The 16,822-nt window shown below is 59.9% G+C and carries 17 protein-coding genes; 11 read left to right on the top strand and 6 right to left on the bottom strand.

The features are described from left to right. The first annotated feature begins 13 nt into the window (after nt 1-13). A complete protein-coding gene (locus O3297_RS19015; RefSeq protein WP_305049425.1) occupies nt 14-1,255 on the top strand; it encodes a hypothetical protein in 1,242 nt (413 codons plus the stop codon). Nucleotides 1,256-1,362: 107 nt separating this feature from the next. Here the strand turns inward: O3297_RS19015 and O3297_RS19010 are convergent, their stop codons facing one another. After that, nucleotides 1,363-1,680: a transposase domain-containing protein gene (locus tag O3297_RS19010; protein WP_305049424.1), complete on the bottom strand. Its 318-nt coding sequence runs from the start codon at nt 1,678-1,680 to the stop codon at nt 1,363-1,365. A 388-nt stretch (nt 1,681-2,068) separates the two neighbouring features. On the opposite strand from O3297_RS19010, the gene O3297_RS19005 reads away from it, so the two are divergent. From O3297_RS19005 to O3297_RS18990, 4 genes are all read left to right on the top strand, one after another. Then, nucleotides 2,069-2,719 (top strand): TetR/AcrR family transcriptional regulator, encoded by a 651-nt coding sequence (locus O3297_RS19005; protein WP_034788763.1) that lies wholly within the window; start codon nt 2,069-2,071, stop codon nt 2,717-2,719. Nucleotides 2,720-2,888: 169 nt separating this feature from the next. Beyond that, a complete protein-coding gene (locus O3297_RS19000) occupies nt 2,889-3,539 on the top strand; it encodes a protein-L-isoaspartate O-methyltransferase (protein WP_099389175.1) in 651 nt (216 codons plus the stop codon). 13 nt (nt 3,540-3,552) lie between these two features. Next, nucleotides 3,553-3,876, top strand: a complete 324-nt coding sequence (locus O3297_RS18995; RefSeq protein ID WP_034788759.1) for a rhodanese-like domain-containing protein — start codon at nt 3,553-3,555, stop codon at nt 3,874-3,876. Nucleotides 3,877-4,017: 141 nt separating this feature from the next. After that, complete coding sequence (locus O3297_RS18990) at nt 4,018-5,358, top strand: TolC family outer membrane protein (RefSeq protein ID WP_099389174.1); 1,341 nt, start codon at nt 4,018-4,020, stop codon at nt 5,356-5,358. A 75-nt stretch (nt 5,359-5,433) separates the two neighbouring features. Here the strand turns inward: O3297_RS18990 and O3297_RS18985 are convergent, their stop codons facing one another. Next, nucleotides 5,434-5,901 (bottom strand): DMT family transporter, encoded by a 468-nt coding sequence (locus tag O3297_RS18985; protein ID WP_305049423.1) that lies wholly within the window; start codon nt 5,899-5,901, stop codon nt 5,434-5,436. 91 nt (nt 5,902-5,992) lie between these two features. Between O3297_RS18985 and O3297_RS18980 the strand changes: the two genes are divergently transcribed. Continuing rightward, nucleotides 5,993-6,898, top strand: coding sequence for a LysR substrate-binding domain-containing protein (locus O3297_RS18980; protein ID WP_305049422.1), 906 nt, complete (start codon nt 5,993-5,995; stop codon nt 6,896-6,898). A 4-nt stretch (nt 6,899-6,902) separates the two neighbouring features. On the opposite strand, the gene gloA is transcribed toward O3297_RS18980, so the two are convergent. The 4 genes from gloA to O3297_RS18960 all read right to left on the bottom strand — a co-directional run bounded on the left by gloA (nt 6,903) and on the right by O3297_RS18960 (nt 9,592). Then, nucleotides 6,903-7,310 carry a lactoylglutathione lyase gene (gene gloA, locus O3297_RS18975; protein WP_071653386.1) on the bottom strand — a complete coding sequence of 136 codons (408 nt, stop codon included), beginning with the start codon at nt 7,308-7,310 and terminating at the stop codon, nt 6,903-6,905. A 124-nt stretch (nt 7,311-7,434) separates the two neighbouring features. Continuing rightward, complete coding sequence (locus tag O3297_RS18970) at nt 7,435-7,857, bottom strand: OsmC family protein (protein ID WP_070254681.1); 423 nt, start codon at nt 7,855-7,857, stop codon at nt 7,435-7,437. Between the two features lie 106 nt (nt 7,858-7,963). Beyond that, on the bottom strand, nt 7,964-9,274 hold the full coding sequence (locus O3297_RS18965) for a sorbosone dehydrogenase family protein (RefSeq protein WP_305049421.1): 1,311 nt from the start codon (nt 9,272-9,274) through the stop codon (nt 7,964-7,966). 51 nt (nt 9,275-9,325) lie between these two features. Continuing rightward, the gene (locus O3297_RS18960; protein ID WP_034788743.1) at nt 9,326-9,592 is read right to left on the bottom strand and encodes a hypothetical protein; all 267 of its coding nucleotides are present in this window, start codon (nt 9,590-9,592) and stop codon (nt 9,326-9,328) included. Nucleotides 9,593-9,848: 256 nt separating this feature from the next. Here O3297_RS18960 and O3297_RS18955 point away from each other — a divergent pair, with 256 nt between their 5' ends. The 5 genes from O3297_RS18955 (at nt 9,849) to dnaK (ending at nt 16,822) form a co-directional block, all read left to right on the top strand. Next, complete coding sequence (locus O3297_RS18955; protein ID WP_305049420.1) at nt 9,849-10,808, top strand: NAD kinase; 960 nt, start codon at nt 9,849-9,851, stop codon at nt 10,806-10,808. 49 nt (nt 10,809-10,857) lie between these two features. Then, on the top strand, nt 10,858-12,525 hold the full coding sequence (gene recN, locus O3297_RS18950) for a DNA repair protein RecN (protein ID WP_092607376.1): 1,668 nt from the start codon (nt 10,858-10,860) through the stop codon (nt 12,523-12,525). Between the two features lie 271 nt (nt 12,526-12,796). Next, nucleotides 12,797-13,906, top strand: a complete 1,110-nt coding sequence (gene hemH / locus O3297_RS18945) for a ferrochelatase (RefSeq protein ID WP_305049419.1) — start codon at nt 12,797-12,799, stop codon at nt 13,904-13,906. A 344-nt stretch (nt 13,907-14,250) separates the two neighbouring features. Continuing rightward, nucleotides 14,251-14,787, top strand: coding sequence for a nucleotide exchange factor GrpE (grpE, locus tag O3297_RS18940; protein WP_034788734.1), 537 nt, complete (start codon nt 14,251-14,253; stop codon nt 14,785-14,787). 91 nt (nt 14,788-14,878) lie between these two features. Beyond that, nucleotides 14,879-16,822 (top strand): molecular chaperone DnaK, encoded by a 1,944-nt coding sequence (dnaK, locus tag O3297_RS18935; RefSeq protein WP_034745982.1) that lies wholly within the window; start codon nt 14,879-14,881, stop codon nt 16,820-16,822.

The following is a 16,822-nucleotide window of genomic DNA, read 5'->3' as shown; positions in this document are numbered from 1 at the left end:
TCGGGGAAGATACATGACACAAGAGGTAATGCTGCTGAAACTGTCAGATTTGGTGCTTTGGACCGAGAATCCTCGCGATCCAATAAGGGCAGATGCCAAAGATCAAGATATCGTCGATAAAGCGCTTTCTGACACGCACAGCAAGTGGGGACTACCCAAGCTCGCGAAGGAAATGGGCGAATTTTACGACCTCAGTGAATTACCTACCATTGTTTTCCACGGCCAGCATCCAGTCGTATATGACGGGAATCGGCGTGTCGTACTTGGAAAAATCAAGATTGGTCAGGTCAGGGCTGACGGCCTTGCACCAGCAGAACTGCCGACCTTCCCCGAGGAAATACCTTGCAACGTGTGCTCAAAGGGGATTGCGCTGACCAACGTCCTCCGAAAACACGCGGACAGTGGCTCTTGGTTACCTTTGGAACGGGACATATTTCTTCACAAGCACATGAAAAGGCCTAAGTCGCCGTTCTTAGTTTTAGAGGAACGGACTGGGATCATCAGTGCAAATCCGTATATGAATCAGCGCTTTGTGAAGGAGGAAATATTTCGCGAGGATGTGCTTGAAAAAATTGGCTTGCAAATCGACGGTGATACGTTCCACTCAAGGCACACCAGTAAGGAGACGGCTGCGATTCTTGCGGATATTGCGCGGAAGGTGCGCGATAAGGTTATCAGCACTCGGAACAATCGCGGTGACGTAGTTGGAGTACTGGATTCAAGTACGCAAGAAATCCTCGCCACCAATCAGACAAAGAAATTCAGAGATGTCAAAGAATCCAAAGGCACATTTGAACTAGCATTACGGCAAACGCAGACTAGGCGCACCCGTCCAAAAGAACCGCCGATTTTCGGAGGTCCTCTCTACCTACAAAGTGGTGACGTCAATAATTTCTACCGAGACTTAGCAGACTTGTACAACTTTTATGTAAGCAACAAGCAAAAATTTTCGCAATCGTTTCCAAGCGTCATTCGGATGGCGTTGCGATTGTTGGTCGAAACCGCAGCGCAGGACATCGGAGAGAACTTGGCCACCTACGTGAAGAATAGGTTTAAGAATGCTAAGGCTGCACTGAACCAGGACCAAAAGACGACGCTATCGGCCCAGAGTGTGACTGAGGGGAGCATAGTTGCCTTGCTTCAAATGGGAGCACATAACTATGCTGCAGCCTCGAACATAGATCAATCGATGGCGGTTTCGCTTGTCCTTGGCGGCATCTTGACAAACTCACATGGCAAGGCTCCGTCGAAGTGAGCTGAGCCGGATATACATTCAGACTCACTACCGTAGTGAAATTCATCTTTGATGTTCCAGCAGCAATTCAGCATTAATTCAGTTCCAATTATTCCTAGATGCTCTGATCAGTGAGTGTCGCGTAAGTGTAGCAGGTTCCACGGCAGCAAAGACTCGACCTCAGCTGCCGTCTTCAGATAGGGCAACGTCGCGAACACATGCCACAGATAGTCGTACGGATTCAACCCATTCGCTTTGGCAGTTGTAACAAGGCTGTACATGATTGCGTTGGCACGCATGCCATCTATTGAATCGGCAAACATCCAGCTCTTGCGGCCGATGACGACCATTTTTATTTCACGTTCGGAAATATTATTATCGAACGCAACCCTGCCATCCTCAACGTATCGGCTGATGAATACCGAATGATCGAGAGCATAAGCCATAGCCCTTCGCTGGATGACATTCCCAGGCCAAACAAGCCGAGCGCTCGCGTATGCTATCCATACGATTCGCTGCGGACCTCACGACCGTTACTTCCTCCCTACCTCAGACCGCTATAATGGCCTTGCAAAGCATGTTTGGCCGGTAACCTAAGGCTTTTTGCATCGGGATGGAGGCATGAGTACGATGTTATGCGGCATTGTGGTTGCCGGAGCCGTCAGCAACTTTGCACCGCGTGCAGGTTTATGCGTCGTCGCGTGCAACTTTATCTGTCGTCCGTGCAAACTTATGCGTCGTCCAACGCTTGCGTAGTGGTACGGCCAGCGCTTGACCTTGACGGTAGACCGGTCTACCATTAATGACTCAAAAGTAAGTTACTTGGAAAGACACATGCAAGCCCCGATTGATACCAAGCCCCGCTGGGAGCGGCGCAAGGATGCCCGCCCGCAGGAACTGCTCGCCGCCGCCCTCGACCTGTTTGTCGAACGGGGCTTCGCATCGACGCGCCTGGAGGATGTGGCCAAGCGGGCCGGCGTGTCGAAAGGCACGCTGTACCTGTACTTTGAGAACAAGCAAGAGCTGTTCAAGGCCGTGGTGCGCGACAATATTGTGCAGTCGATCGGCGAGGCGGAAGACAGCATGGCCGCCTCGGACAGCAGCAGCGCCGAGTTGTTGCGCAAGGTGATGATGCAGTGGTGGGAAGAGTTCGGCGCCACCAAGCTGGCCGGTTTGACCAAGCTGATGCTGGCCGAAGCGAACAATTTCCCGGAACTGGCGCAGTTTTACAACGAAGAAGTCGTTACGCGCGGCAATGGGCTGATCGTCAGCCTGCTGGAACGGGGCATGCAGCGGGGCGAATTCCGCCAGGTCGATCCCGTGCTGGTCAGTACCATCCTCAGCGCGCCCGTCACCATGCTGATGATGTGGACGCATTCCTTCCTGCCGTGCGAGGTCAAGAACATCGACCCGATCGCCTATATGGATGCCTTTATCGACATGAGCTTGCGCAGTCTGCAGGTGGAGGCGCCCGGGAAAAGTTGACATGCCGAGCTTGCCTCTACCGTTCAGTTGCCCCTTTTCCAAGGTTCGCCCCCTCAAATCTGCAGATCGTCGCAAATTTCCTCCATTCCCCGTCTTTATGGTTAACATGTGCTTTCAGCCAGTTCAACGATAAAATGGCGGATTATTACTTCACTTACCGAGTCCAAAGATGAATATCGAACAAGCCCGCTTCAATATGATCGAACAGCAGATCCGTCCATGGGACGTACTGGATATCGACGTATTGGAGCTGTTGAATGTGGTCAAGCGTGAAGATTTCGTGCCGGCCACCTATAAAAACCTGGCCTTCGTCGATACCGAAATCCCACTGGGCGGCGGCGAATGCATGTTGACGCCGAAGCTGGAAGCGCGCATTTTGCAAGACGTAGCCGTCAAAAAGCATGAAAATGTGCTGGAAATCGGCACCGGCAGCGGCTACATGGCGGCTTTGCTGGCGCACAAGGCGCGTCATGTGACGAGCGTGGAAATCGTTCCCCAATTGAAAACCCTGGCCGAACAGACCCTGGCCGCCAACGGCGTGACGAACGTCACCGTGGAACTGGGCGACGGCGCGCAAGGCTGGAGCAAGGGCGCACCGTATGACGTGATCGTCGTGTCCGGCGCCCTGGCCGTGTTGCCGGAAGCACTGTTGCAACAAGTGAAAGTCGGCGGCCGCATCCTGGCCATCATCGGTGAAGCGCCGATCATGTCGGCGCACCTGATCACGCGCAGCTCGGACAAGGCTTACGACACGCGCAAGCTGTTTGAAACCAATGTCACGCCGCTGCAAGCCGTGGCACCGTCGCATTTCCAGTTCTGAGGCGACCGATTCGATGGAGCATTTGAGTGCACCGCAGCTGGCCGCCTGGCTGGCTGACCCTTCCCGCCCGCGGCCGTTTTTGCTGGATGTGCGGGAACAGTGGGAGTTCGACCTGTGCCACCTCGACGGTGCCACCCTGATGCAGATGAACTCCATTCCTGCGCGCATCGATGACCTCGATGAAGACGCCGAGATCGTCTGCATCTGCCATCACGGCATGCGTAGCATGCAAGTGGCGGCCTTCCTGGAGCGCAATGGTTTTGGCAAGATCAGTAATTTGACGGGCGGCGTGCATGCCTGGGCGCTGCAAGTCGATAGCGCGATGCCTAAATACTAAGTTGTTTTGCAGTAGATGCACCCAGGCATGTTTTCCTGCATGCCTGCGGAGGCCTGTACCCCGCTCACCCGGCGGGCGCAAGGCAAGCGGTAGCAGATTTTTGATTCCATCAACTTTTGACGACTCCAACGGAGAAATGCAATGCGGAAACCCCTTATCGCCGTGCTGATGACCAGCGCTTTTGTCTCGATGACATACTCGCTGCAAGCGCAGGCGGCCGATCTCATCCAGGTGTACCAGCAGGCGCTGGCCAATGACGCGCAGTATGCGAGCGCGCGGGCGGCCCTGTCGGCCGGGATGGAGCGGGTTCCGCAGGGGCTGGCAGGCTTGCTGCCGCAAATCTCCGCCTCGGGCAGCAATACGCGCGGCAATCAGGAACAGATCGTCCAGAACAATGGCGGCAACAAGATCACTTCGCCATCCGTGAACGTGCGCACGAACAGCTACAACCTGACCCTGGCGCAGCCGCTGTTCCGCTGGGACCGCTGGGAAACCTATCAGCAAAGCAAGCTGGCGCAAGCGATTGCTGAAGCGCAATTTGCGCAAGTCCAGCAAGACCTGATCACTCGCGTGGCGCAGGCGTATTTCGATGTGCTGAGCGCGCAGGACAACCTGGGCGCCACGCAGGCGCAAAAGGTCGCCACGACGGAGCAGCTGGCATCGGCCAAGCGCAACTTCGAAGTCGGCACGCAAACGATTACCGACACGCACGAAGCGCAGGCGGCCTACGACCTGGTGGTGGCGCAGGAGTTTGCCGCCATCAATGACCTGGCCAACAAGCGCAGCGCCTTGCAAACCATCATTGGCGAGGCGCCAACGAATCTGGCGCCGATGCGCACGGGCGTGGTCATCAGCGCGCCGGAACCGGCTGTCGTCGAGCCGTGGGTATCATCCGCCGAAGAGCAGAACTATGGCGTCGTCACGGCCCAGTTCAACGTGGAATCGGCCAAGCGCGACATCGGCCGCAACCGCGCCGGCCACTACCCGACCCTGGACCTGATCGCCAACACGGGCCATAGCTACACTTCCGGTGGCGGCAATGGCAGCGGCAATAACAACAATGCCATCGGCGTGCAGTGGAGCATCCCGATCTTCAGCGGCTTTGCCGTCACCAGCAAGGTGCGCGAATCGATCGCGCTGGAAAACAAGGCCCGCAACGACCTGGAAACGGCACGCCGCACGGCATCGCAAGGCGCGCGCCAGGCTTTCCTCGGCGTTAATAGCGGCCTGGCGCAAGTCAAGGCGCTGGAAGCGGCGGAAGTGTCGAGCAAGTCGGCGCTGGAGTCGAACCAGCTCGGCTATCAAGTGGGCGTGCGCATCAATATCGACGTCTTGAATGCGCAGAAACAATTGTTCTCGACACAAAAAGACCTGTCGAAAGCCCGCTACGACACCATCATGAACGGCTTGCGCCTGAAGGCAGCAGCCGGCACCCTGAAGGAAACGGATTTGATGCCGGTGAATGCCTTGCTCGACAAGTAAGCGCGGTCTTGCTGTCAACTTCAAAAAAAACCAGCACCGGCAGCGGCGCTGGTTTTTTTTCGTCTTGACGTGTTTTCACACGGTGCGGGTATTGGCGACTTGCGTCACGATCACGCCGGCCACCACCAGCCCCGCGCCGGCCCAGTGCAGTGGAGAAATGTGCTTGACGGCAAAGCCCAGCAAGCCGTAGCGGTCGATGGCCAGCGCGGCCAGCATTTGCCCGCCGATGACGGCCGCCATGAAGGGGCCGGACCCCATGCGCGGCGCCAGCATCAGCGCGGCCGTAATATAGAACACGCCGGCCGCGCCTCCCAGCCAGGACCAGCCCGGCCCGCGCATGGCGAGGCTGACATCGGGCGCCGGCACCCGCCAGACCAGCATCACGAGCGAAGCGAGCACTGCGCTGACGGCCAGCGAGGCGAGGGTGGCCCACAGCGGGTGGCCCAGGTTGCGGCCCAGCGCGGCATTCGCGCCCGCCTGGACGGGGACGACGGCGCCGGCCAGCATGGCCAGCGGGGCAAATACGGTAATCCATGCATGCATGTGCGACTCCCACAGTTGAGTTGATGGGGGCATCGTATTATGCTGTGATGATTAAATCCAATTCGTAGTTTGTCATCCAACTATGCACCAAATGAATAATCTGCGCGCCGTCGATTTGAACTTGCTGGTGATCCTGGACGCGCTGCTGAGCGAGCGCCATTTGTCGCGCGCAGCCGAACGCTTGCACATGAGCCAGCCTGCCGTCAGCCATGCGCTGGCCCGCTTGCGCCACCTGCTCGGCGATCCGCTGCTGCTGCGCGGCAAGGGCGGCTTCCAGCCGACAGCGCGGGCTTTGGAATTGGCGCGGCCGCTGGCCGAAGCCTTGCAAAGCGTGCGCTCGGTGCTGGGCGGTGCCGTCTTCGAGGCGGCCACGGCGCAGCGCGTGTTTCGCCTGGCCATGTCGGATTACGGCGCGGCGTTGATCCTACCCCGCCTGTTGCGCCGCTTGCGCGTGGACGCGCCCGGCATCGACCTGGCCATCAGTTACGCCAGCCGTCCGGCCGTGATCGCTGGCGTGCAGGATGGCGAGATCGACCTGGCGCTCGGTGTGTTCCCGCAACTGCCCGAGCAGCTCCATAGAGAAACCTTATTCGAGGAAACGTTCGTGTGCGCGCTCGATCCGGCCAGCCTGGCGGCCGGTGAAATGCTGAGCCTGGAAACCTATCTGGCGCGCCCGCACGTGCTGGTGGCGTCCAGCGAAGGCGGCCTGGCGGCCGAAGTCGACGCGGCCCTGGCCCAGCTGGGACAGACGCGCCGCATTGCCGTGCGTGTGCCGTACTGGACGGTCGCACCGGACGTCGTGATGGGGACGGACTTGATCCTGACGGTGGCGCGGCGCGCCTTGCAGGGCAGTGCGGCGCAAGGGCTGGCGCTGTACGCTGCACCGTTTACCATCGCGCCGTTTGCGTTTGAAGTGATACGGCACCGCCGCACGGACGGCGATGCGGGCATCGCCTGGCTGCGCGCGGCCATTGCACAGGCCGCTGAGCCAGGCTGAGGTATTACAGGCCGCCGCCCTGGCCGTCGAACTTGCGCTCGATCAATTCGATCTTGTAGCCGTCCGGGTCGGTGATGAAGGCGATGACCGTGTTGCCGCCTTTCACGGGACCCGGTTCGCGCGTGACGTTGCCGCCATTTGCGCGTGCCGCGTCGCACGCGGCGACGATGTCGTCGGCCGAGATGGCGATGTGGCCGTAGGCCGTGCCCAGCTCATAGCTGGTGGTGCCATAGTTATACGTCAGTTCCAGTTCCGCGTGGTCGGGATTCGAGCCATAGCCGACGAAGGCCAGCGTGTACTGGTATTCCGGGTTGTCGCTGGTGCGCAGCAATGTCATGCCCAGGACCTTGGTGTAAAAATCGATGGAGCGCTGCAGGTCGCCGACCCGTAACATGGTGTGCAAAATACGCATCGTAAATCCTTGATGATGATAGGGGAATGGCAGGATTTTATGCGTTTTACGGCTTTCTTGCCGAGACCGCCCCAGCTGTCCTGGTGCAGGACAGCAGCGGACGGTGACGTTAGTGCCGCTGGATTTACTCCAGATGGGCATCCAGCGTGATTTCCGTGGCCAGCAACTTGGACACGGGGCAGCCGAGCTTGGCGCGCAGGGCCGCATCCTGGAATGCTTCTTCCGTGGCGCCGGGAACGGTGGCCACCAGGGTCAGGTGCACGGCCGTGATGGCATAGCTGCCATCGATTTTTTCCAGGCTGACATCGGCCGTGGTTTTCAGTGCCGTGGCACGCAAGCCAGCTTCGCCCAGTTGGCCGGACAGGGCCATGGTGAAGCAGGCCGCATGGGCAGCGCCGATCAGTTCTTCCGGATTGCTGCCGGGACCGTCTTCGAAGCGCGTGTTGAAGCCATATGCCACATTGTCGAGCGCGCCGCTTTGGGTGGAAATAAACCCTTTGCCATCCTTAAGGCCGCCACTCCAGACGGCTGATCCTGTTTTTTTCATGATGTACTCCTTGCGTGGTTCGAGCGTCCATCATGCGCGCCAGGGCTTGGCGCTTCCGTTCGTTGCGTCACACAGGGGGCGCATGCGCGGCACGGGGCAGGGCCGCTCACGGCGCCGGCGTCACGCGCCAGATGACATTGCCCACGTCGTCCGCCACCAGCAGCGCGCCCGCCTTGTCGACCGCCACGCCGACGGGGCGCCCCTGCGCCTTGCCATTGCTGTCGAGGAAACCGGCGATGACGTCCTGCGGCGGGCCGCTGGGCACGCCGTTGGCGAATGGTACATAAATGACTTTATAGCCGCTGAAGGGCTTGCGGTTCCACGAGCCGTGCTGGCCGATGAAGGCACCGCCCCGGTAGCGTTCGGGCAGCAAGGCGCCGTCATAGAACGCCAGTCCCAGCGAAGCCGTGTGTGCGCCCAGCGCGTAGTCGGGCGCGATGGCGGTGGCCACCAGTTCGGGGCGCGGCGGCTTGACCCGCGCATCGACGTGCTGGCCGAAATAACTGTAGGGCCAGCCATAGAAGCCGCCGTCCTTGACGGACGTCATGTAATCGGGCACCAGATCGTTGCCCAGCTCGTCGCGCTCATTGACGGCCGTCCAGAGGGCGCCCGTTTTGGGTTGCCAGGCCATGCCGTTCGGATTGCGCAAACCCGTCGCATACACGCGCGCCTTGCCCGTGGCGCGCGTGACTTGCCAGATCGCGGCGCGGCCATCTTCGGCCGCCATGCCGTTCTCGCCCACATTGCTGTTCGAACCGACGGATACATAGAGAAATTTGCCGTCGGCGCTGGCGACGATGTTCTTGGTCCAGTGGTGATTGATGGGGCCACCTGGCAAATCCATCACCTTGACGCCTGGCGCCGTGATGGCCGTCTGGCCTTCCTTGTAAGGAAAACGCATCAAGGCATCGGCATTCGCGACATACAGATCGTCGCCCACCAGGGCCATGCCAAATGGCGAATGCAAGCCTTGCAGGAACACGCTGCGCGTCTGCGCCACGCCGTTGCCATCCGTGCCGCGCAGCAGGGTGATGCGGTTGGCGCTGGGCGTGGCCGCGCCCGCTTTTTTCATCTGCATCTGCATGATGGCGCCCTTGATGCCCTTGCTGTCGTCCGGTTTCGGCGGCGCATTCGTTTCCGCCACCAGCACGTCGCCATTCGGCAGCACGTACAGCCAGCGCGGATGGTCGAGGTCGCGCGCATATGCATGGATGGCCAGGCCGGCCGCGACCACGGGCCGCTGTGCGGCCGTCCAGCGCTGCACGGGCGCTACGTTGACGGTGGGAATCAGTTGCTTGTCAGGCGCAGGCAGGGCGGGTTGCGGGCCAAAGCCCACGGGCATGGCGGGCGCCTGGGCGTGGGCGACCGTGGTGCCGCAGGCAGCGGCCAACAGGAATGAACAGACATAACGGTGCATGGCGTACTCCATAACACTAGCAATGCGGGCAGCGGCGCGTGACAGTTGGAGTCAGCGCGCCTTCTTTGGTTCCAGCTGCGCGTCGGGACGGGCCTGTTTCGGTTCGGCCGGCTTGACCTTTTCCACGCCGGGCTGGGCGCGCCGATCCGTATCGACCAGACCCTGTTCCAGGTCGCTGGCCGCCTGTTGCATGATTTTGCGCGGGCGTGCGTTTTGCGCATCGGGGGACTCGTCGCGCTCGTGCGGCAGGCGGTCGACGCCGTCATTCTTGACCTTTTCATCGGTATTGATCTTGCGTTCGCTTGGTGGGGTATGCATATGGCCTCCTGGCAGTAAAGTGAAACCAGTGTCCCGCCGCGCCAGGCCGCCTGCAAGCGGATTTGTCCATGCTGGGAGCGCTGGCGCACGCATGGACGAATCTTTTTCTGCGCTACACTGCGTGCAACACCAAGAACGCCCCTTGCGGGCACACGGCAGCCGCACTATACTGTGCATATATACAGTATCATGCGATGCCGGCGTGCGACGCGACAGCCTGGGGCGGTTTGCCACCGAATTTACTACCGAGACTCTTATGCCCGTCGATATACCCGCCGAACAGCCAGCCGCGCCCTCGCCAGCCCCGGGCGAACGCTTCAACCTGGGCGCCAAGACCATCGCCCTGGTCGTGCGCCAGAATACGGATGGCATTGCCGAGCCCGTGAAAAGCATCGTCGATTTCCTGCAAGTGCTGGGCCACACGGTGGTCTTTGAGGCGGAGACGGCCGCGCATATGAACCTGGCGTTTCCCGGCGTGCGCGCCATGTCGCCGGCCGAGATCGGCGCCGCCGCCGATTGCGCCATCGTCATGGGTGGCGACGGCACCATGCTGGGCATTGCGCGCCAGCTGGCGCCATTCGACGTACCCTTGATCGGCATCAATCAAGGACGCTTGGGTTTCATGACCGATATCCCGCTCGAGCGCATGCTGCCCGTGCTGGCGCAAATTCTCGGTGGCCGCTTCAAGGCCGAACGCCGTACCTTGCTTGAAGGCAGCGTGCTGCGCGACGGCGAGTCGATTCACGTGGGCATGGCCGTCAACGATGTCGTCGTCTCGCGCGGCGCCGGTGCCGGCATGGCCGAATTGCGCGTCGAGGTCGATGGCCACTTCATGTACAACCAGCGTTCGGATGGCTTGATCATTTCCACGCCCACGGGCTCGACCGCGTATTCGCTGTCGGCCGGCGGCCCACTGCTGCACCCGACCCTGGGCGGCATCGTGCTCGTGCCGATCGCCCCGCATGCGTTGTCGAACCGTCCCATCGTGCTGCCCGACTCCAGCCAGATCGTCGTGGAAATCGTGCGCGGGCGCGATATCAGCGTCAATTTCGACATGCAGACCTTTGCCAGCCTGGTGCAGCAAGACCGCATCCTCATCCGCCGTTCGCCGCATACGATTACCTTCCTGCATCCGGAAGGGTGGAGTTACTACAACACCCTGCGTGAAAAGTTGCACTGGAATGAGTACCCGTCGGGCGAGGGCAAGCTCAGCTAACTAGTTTTCTCTACGTCAACCCGCGGTGCGCCGCCTAACCACAGAAGCCATGCTCCATACACTGTCCATCCGCGATTTTGTCATTGTCGATACCATTGAACTGGAATTTTCCGCCGGCTTCAGCGTGCTGACGGGCGAGACGGGCGCCGGCAAGTCCATCCTCATCGATGCGCTGACCCTGGCGCTGGGCGGGCGCGGCGACGCCAGCGTGGTGCGCGAAGGCGCGGCCAAGGCCGACATCACGGCCGACTTCTCCGTCAGCGAAGTGGCGCAGGCCTGGCTGGTGGCGCATGAATTCGCCAACGACGATGGCGGCGCCCTGTTGCGCCGCGTGATCGACAATGCGGGCCGCTCGAAGGCGTATATCAACGGCATCCCCGCCACGGCCGCGCAGCTGCGCGAACTGGGCGACATGCTGGTCGACATCCACGGCCAGCACGCGCACCAGTCCCTGCTGAAAAGCGAAGCCCAGCGCGCCTTGCTCGATGGCCAGGCGACGGCGCGCGAAGCGGGCGCGGAACAGGATGCGCGGCAAGTGGCGGCGCTGCACAAGCGCTGGCGCGCCCTCGTGCGCCAGCGCGAAGAATTCGAAACCAACGCCGCCAACGTGCTGTACGAGCGCGAACGCCTGGAATGGCAAGTGGGAGAACTGGAAAAGCTGGCCGCCAAGCCCGGTGAATGGACGGACATCACGAACGAGCACAGCCGCCTGTCGCATGCGGCCAGCCTGCTGGAAGGGGCGCAGGAAGCCCTGTCGACTATTTCCGAGTCGGAAGACCACCCGATCGTGTCGCAACTGTCGGCCCTGAACCAGAAGCTGGGCAAGCTCGTCTCCGTCGACGCGGAATTGCAGCCGATCGTCGACCTGATCGAATCGTCGCGCATCCAGTTGCAGGAATCCGTGTACGCGCTGAACAATTACCTGGACCGGGTCGAGCTGGATCCGGAGCGCCTGCACCAGCTCGACGCGCGCATGGAAGCCATGCACAGCACGGCCCGCAAATTCCGCGTCACGCCCGAAGAATTACCCGAGGAACATGCGAAGCTGTCGGAAAAGCTGCAGCACCTGGCCGACGCTTCCGACATCGAAGGCTTGCTGCGCCAGGAAGCGAAGATCGAAGCCGAGTACCGCAGCGTTGCCGAGCGCTTGTCCGACACGCGCCGCGCCGCCGCCCTGGAACTGGGGCACGCCGTCACACGTGCCATGCAGGAACTGAGCATGACGGGCGGCAGCTTTGAAATCGCCCTGCACCCGTGCGAGCCGGCCGCCCACGGGCTCGAACAAGTGGAGTTTCTCGTCGCCGGTCATGCGGGCACGGCGCCCCGCTCGCTGGCGAAAGTCGCGTCCGGCGGCGAACTGGCGCGCATCGCGCTGGCCATCTCCGTCATCACCTCGCACGCCACCACCACGCCGACCCTGATCTTCGACGAGGTCGACAGCGGCATCGGCGGCGCCGTCGCCGAAGTGGTGGGCCGCCTGTTGAAACGCCTGGGGCAGGGACGGCAAGTGCTGTGCGTGACCCACTTGCCGCAAGTGGCCAGCCAGGCGAATCAGCATTTTCAGGTGGCAAAAAGCACCCTGGACAATGGCAAGACGGCGTCGCGCATCGACATGCTCGACGCCAAGGCCAGGGTGGAAGAAGTGGCGCGCATGCTGGGCGGCCTGGAAATCACGGCCACCACGCGCAAGCATGCACGCGAGTTGCTGGCTATCTAGTACACCTAACCAAACCTACTGCGCGTCGTGGGTCGCGGCCTGCGATGCTCACTGCCTCGGCGGCCCCATGCTTCGCACAGCTCCGCTTCTCGGGCCAACGGGGGCGCCGAGCCTCGCTGCCGCTCGCTACGGTTTTGTTAGGCGTTGTTAGCGTAAACCGGTCTGGCGAGAATAGCAGTTAGCCTTATGCCGTTCCTTTCCATCTTTCCCGATGTTGACGCAATGTAACTATAATGGTCGGCTATCCATCCAACGCCTTCGAAGAGCCTTCATGTCATTTCAAACAGAACCTCCGTACACGCATGGCAGCATCGACCGCAGCGCCGTGGTGCTGGTCAACCTGGGCACGCCCGATGCGCCGACATCGTCGGCCGTGCGGCGCTATCTGAAGCAATTTTTGTCGGACCCGCGCGTGGTGGAGATTCCCCGCATCGTCTGGTGGTTCATTTTGAACCTGATCATTTTGCCCTTCCGCTCCGGCCAGTCGGCCAAGAAATACGCGTCGATCTGGACGCGCGAAGGTTCGCCCCTGAAAGTGCACACGGAAAAGCAAGCCAAGTTGCTGGCCGGCGCCCTGGCCGAGCGGGGTCACGACGGCGTGACGGTGGCCATGGCCATGCGCTACGGTTCGCCTTCCTTGCCCGAGGTGCTGGCCAGGCTGAAAAGCGAAGGCTGCGAGCGCATCGCCATCCTGCCTGCCTATCCGCAATACTCGGGCACGACGACGGGTTCCATCTACGACGCCGTGTTTGCCCATTACGCCCACGTGCGCAATGTGCCGGAATTGCGCTTTATCAAGCAGTATCACGAGCACGACACGTATATCGACGCCTTGCGCGACTCCGTGCTGAACCACTGGGAAGCGCATGGCCGTCCGGAAAAACTGGTGATGAGTTTTCATGGCGTGCCCAAGCGCACCCTGCTGCTGGGCGATCCCTACCACTGCCAATGCCTGAAAACGGCGCGTCTGCTGGCGGAAAAGTTAAAATTAAGTAAAGAGCAATATGTGGTGACTTTCCAGTCGCGCTTTGGCAAAGCCGAATGGCTGCAGCCGTACACGGCGCCCACCCTCGTGGCGCTGGCGCAACAGGGCGTCAAGCGCGTCGACCTGCTGTGTCCCGGCTTTACCAGCGATTGCCTGGAAACGCTGGAAGAGATCGCCATGGAAGCCAAGCATGATTTTGAAACGGCCGGCGGCCAGCAGTTTCATTACATCGCTTGCTTGAACGAAACACCCGCCTGGATCGCAGGCATGGCGGAAATTGCGGAACAGCACATGATTGGCTGGCCGACGATGAAGACGGTACCGCAGCGCGAAGCGGACAGGAAAGCGGGCGAGCAGGCGCGCACGGCGGCACTGGCGCTGGGCGCGACCAACTGACAACTGCATTTTTCGCCATCTAAAAGCCGCGCTTGCGCGGCTTTGTCATGTCTGGCGCGGCCAAGGGGCTTTCCAAATAGCAACACCGCCAGTGGCGATGGCCGCGGCGGGGCTGGTAGAATGCCCGCTTTGCCATGGGAAGCCTGGAAAATCAAGGGGGCGCGCGCACGGATCGCTGGCCGAAATGGGTGGCGTTTTGTAATAAGCTGTAACATGGATCGCTGTAATCCTGGTTTTGCCACGGATACCCCTTGAAACAATAGGATATAGCCCCATCTGCCCGTTAGTGTTGTAAAGATAGTTAGACTAACTCATTTAAGTCATTGATTGTAGGAGCTTTTCAGATGCAAGATCAGGAAAACCAAGCTGTACCTAATCCGCAAGCGGACGCCGCGGCGACTGCCCCATCGACTCCCGCAGAGCCTACTTTGGAAGAGCAGCTGGCGAGTACCGAAGCGCGTCTTGCAGAGATGCACGATGCCTTCATGCGCGCCAAGGCCGATGGTGAAAATATCCGCCGCCGCGCGCAGGAAGATGTTGCTAAAGCGCATAAATTCGCAGTGGAAAGCTTTGCCGAAGCCATGGTGCCGGTGAAAGACAGCCTGGAAACGGCGCTGACGGTGGAAGCACCGACCATCGAATCGCTGAAAGAAGGCGTCGAGATGACCCTGAAGCAACTGAACGCCGCGTTCGAGCGCAACCGCCTGGTGGAAGTGTTGCCAGTGCAGGGCGAGAAGCTCGATCCGATGAAACACCAGGCTGTTGCCGTGGTGCCAGCAGAGCAGGAAGCCAATACCATCGTGTCAGTCCTGCAAAAGGGCTATATGATTGCGGACCGCCTGCTGCGTCCAGCCATTGTCACGACCGCGCAAGCAAAATAATCAGAGGGCGGCATCAAGCAAGCCTTGAAACCATGCCGCTTTGCCACATATAAGAACCATCTGAAATCTAGCAAATAAAAGGAAATAAATCATGGGTAGAATTATCGGTATCGATCTGGGAACCACGAATTCCTGCGTTTCCATCATGGAAAACGGTCAACCAAAGGTAATCGAAAACGCTGAAGGCGCACGCACGACGCCGTCGATTATTGCTTATCAAGAAGATGGCGAAATTCTCGTCGGCGCGCCAGCGAAACGCCAGGCCGTGACCAATCCGAAAAACACGCTGTACGCAGTCAAGCGTCTGATCGGTCGCAAGTTCGACGAAAAAGAAGTCCAAAAAGACATCGCGCTGATGCCGTACCAAATCATGAAAGCCGACAACGGCGATGCATGGATCGGCGTACGCGACAAAAAACTGGCGCCGCCGCAAATTTCGGCTGAAGTGCTGCGCAAGATGAAGAAAACGGCAGAAGACTACCTCGGTGAAGAAGTCACCGAAGCCGTCATCACCGTGCCTGCGTACTTCAACGACTCGCAGCGTCAAGCCACCAAGGATGCCGGCCGTATCGCTGGCCTGGACGTCAAGCGCATCATCAACGAGCCAACCGCGGCAGCGCTGGCGTTCGGCCTGGACAAGACCGAAAAAGGCGACCGTAAAATCGCCGTGTATGACTTGGGTGGCGGTACGTTCGACGTGTCGATCATCGAAATCGCAGATGTTGATGGCGAGAAACAATTTGAAGTGCTGTCGACCAACGGCGACACCTTCCTGGGCGGCGAAGACTTCGACCAGCGCGTCATCGATTACATCATCGACGAGTTCAAGAAGATCAACGGCATCGACCTGAAAAAAGATCCGATCGCCCTGCAGCGCATCAAGGCTTCGGCCGAGCGCGCGAAGATCGAATTGTCGTCGTCGCAGCAAACCGAGATCAACGAGCCGTACATCGCCATGGCGAACGGCGCACCGGTCCACTTGAACCTGAAGATGACCCGCGCCAAGCTGGAATCGCTGGTGGAAGAGCTGATCACGGCCACGATGGAACCATGCCGCATCGCTATCAAAGATGCTGGCGTGAAAGTGTCGGACATCGATGACATCATCCTGGTCGGCGGTATGACGCGTATGCCGAAGGTGCAGGAAAAAGTGAAGGAATTCTTCGGCAAGGATCCACGCAAGGACGTGAACCCGGACGAAGCCGTCGCCGTGGGCGCAGCGATTCAAGGTTCGGTCCTGTCGGGCGAACGCAAGGACTTGCTGTTGCTGGACGTTACTCCTCTGTCCCTGGGTATCGAAACCCTGGGCGGCGTGATGACCAAGATGATCCACAAAAACACGACGATTCCGACCAAGTTCAGCCAAGTCTTCTCGACGGCCGACGACAACCAGCCTGCGGTGACCATCAAGGTCTTCCAGGGTGAGCGTGAAATCGCCGCCGGCAACAAGGGTCTGGGCGAATTCAATCTGGAAGGCATCCCGCCAGCATCGCGCGGCACGCCACAGATCGAAGTGACCTTCGACATCGACGCCAACGGCATCTTGCATGTCGGCGCGAAAGACAAGGCTACCGGCAAGGAAAACAAGATCACGATCAAGGCCAATTCCGGCTTGACCGAGGCTGAAATCCAGAAGATGGTGAAAGACGCCGAGTTGAACGCGGAAGAAGACAAGAAGGTCAAAGAATTGGCCGAGTCGCGCAACCAGGCCGATGCTCTGGTACACTCGACCCGGAAATCCTTGACCGAATACGGCGACAAGCTGGATGCGGGCGAGAAAGAGAAGATCGAAGCGGCGATCACCGACCTGGAAGCAAGCATCAAGGCGGGCGACAAGGCTGAGATCGACGCCAAGGTGGAAGCACTGTCGAGCGCATCGCAGAAACTGGGCGAAAAAATGTATGCCGACATGCAAGCGCAGCAAGCTGCCGGCGGCGCGGAAGGTGCACAGCAAGCTGCTGGCGCATCGGACGCAGGCGCCAAGCAAGACGACGTTGTTGACGCTGACTTCAAAGAAGTCAAAGACAGCAAGTAA

The sequence above is a fragment of the Janthinobacterium sp. SUN128 genome, from assembly GCF_030587275.1.
In the GTDB taxonomy this organism is placed as follows: domain Bacteria; phylum Pseudomonadota; class Gammaproteobacteria; order Burkholderiales; family Burkholderiaceae_D; genus Janthinobacterium; species Janthinobacterium lividum.
Note: the sequence above shows the minus strand (reverse complement) of the source record. Positions and strands in the feature narration are given on the sequence as shown.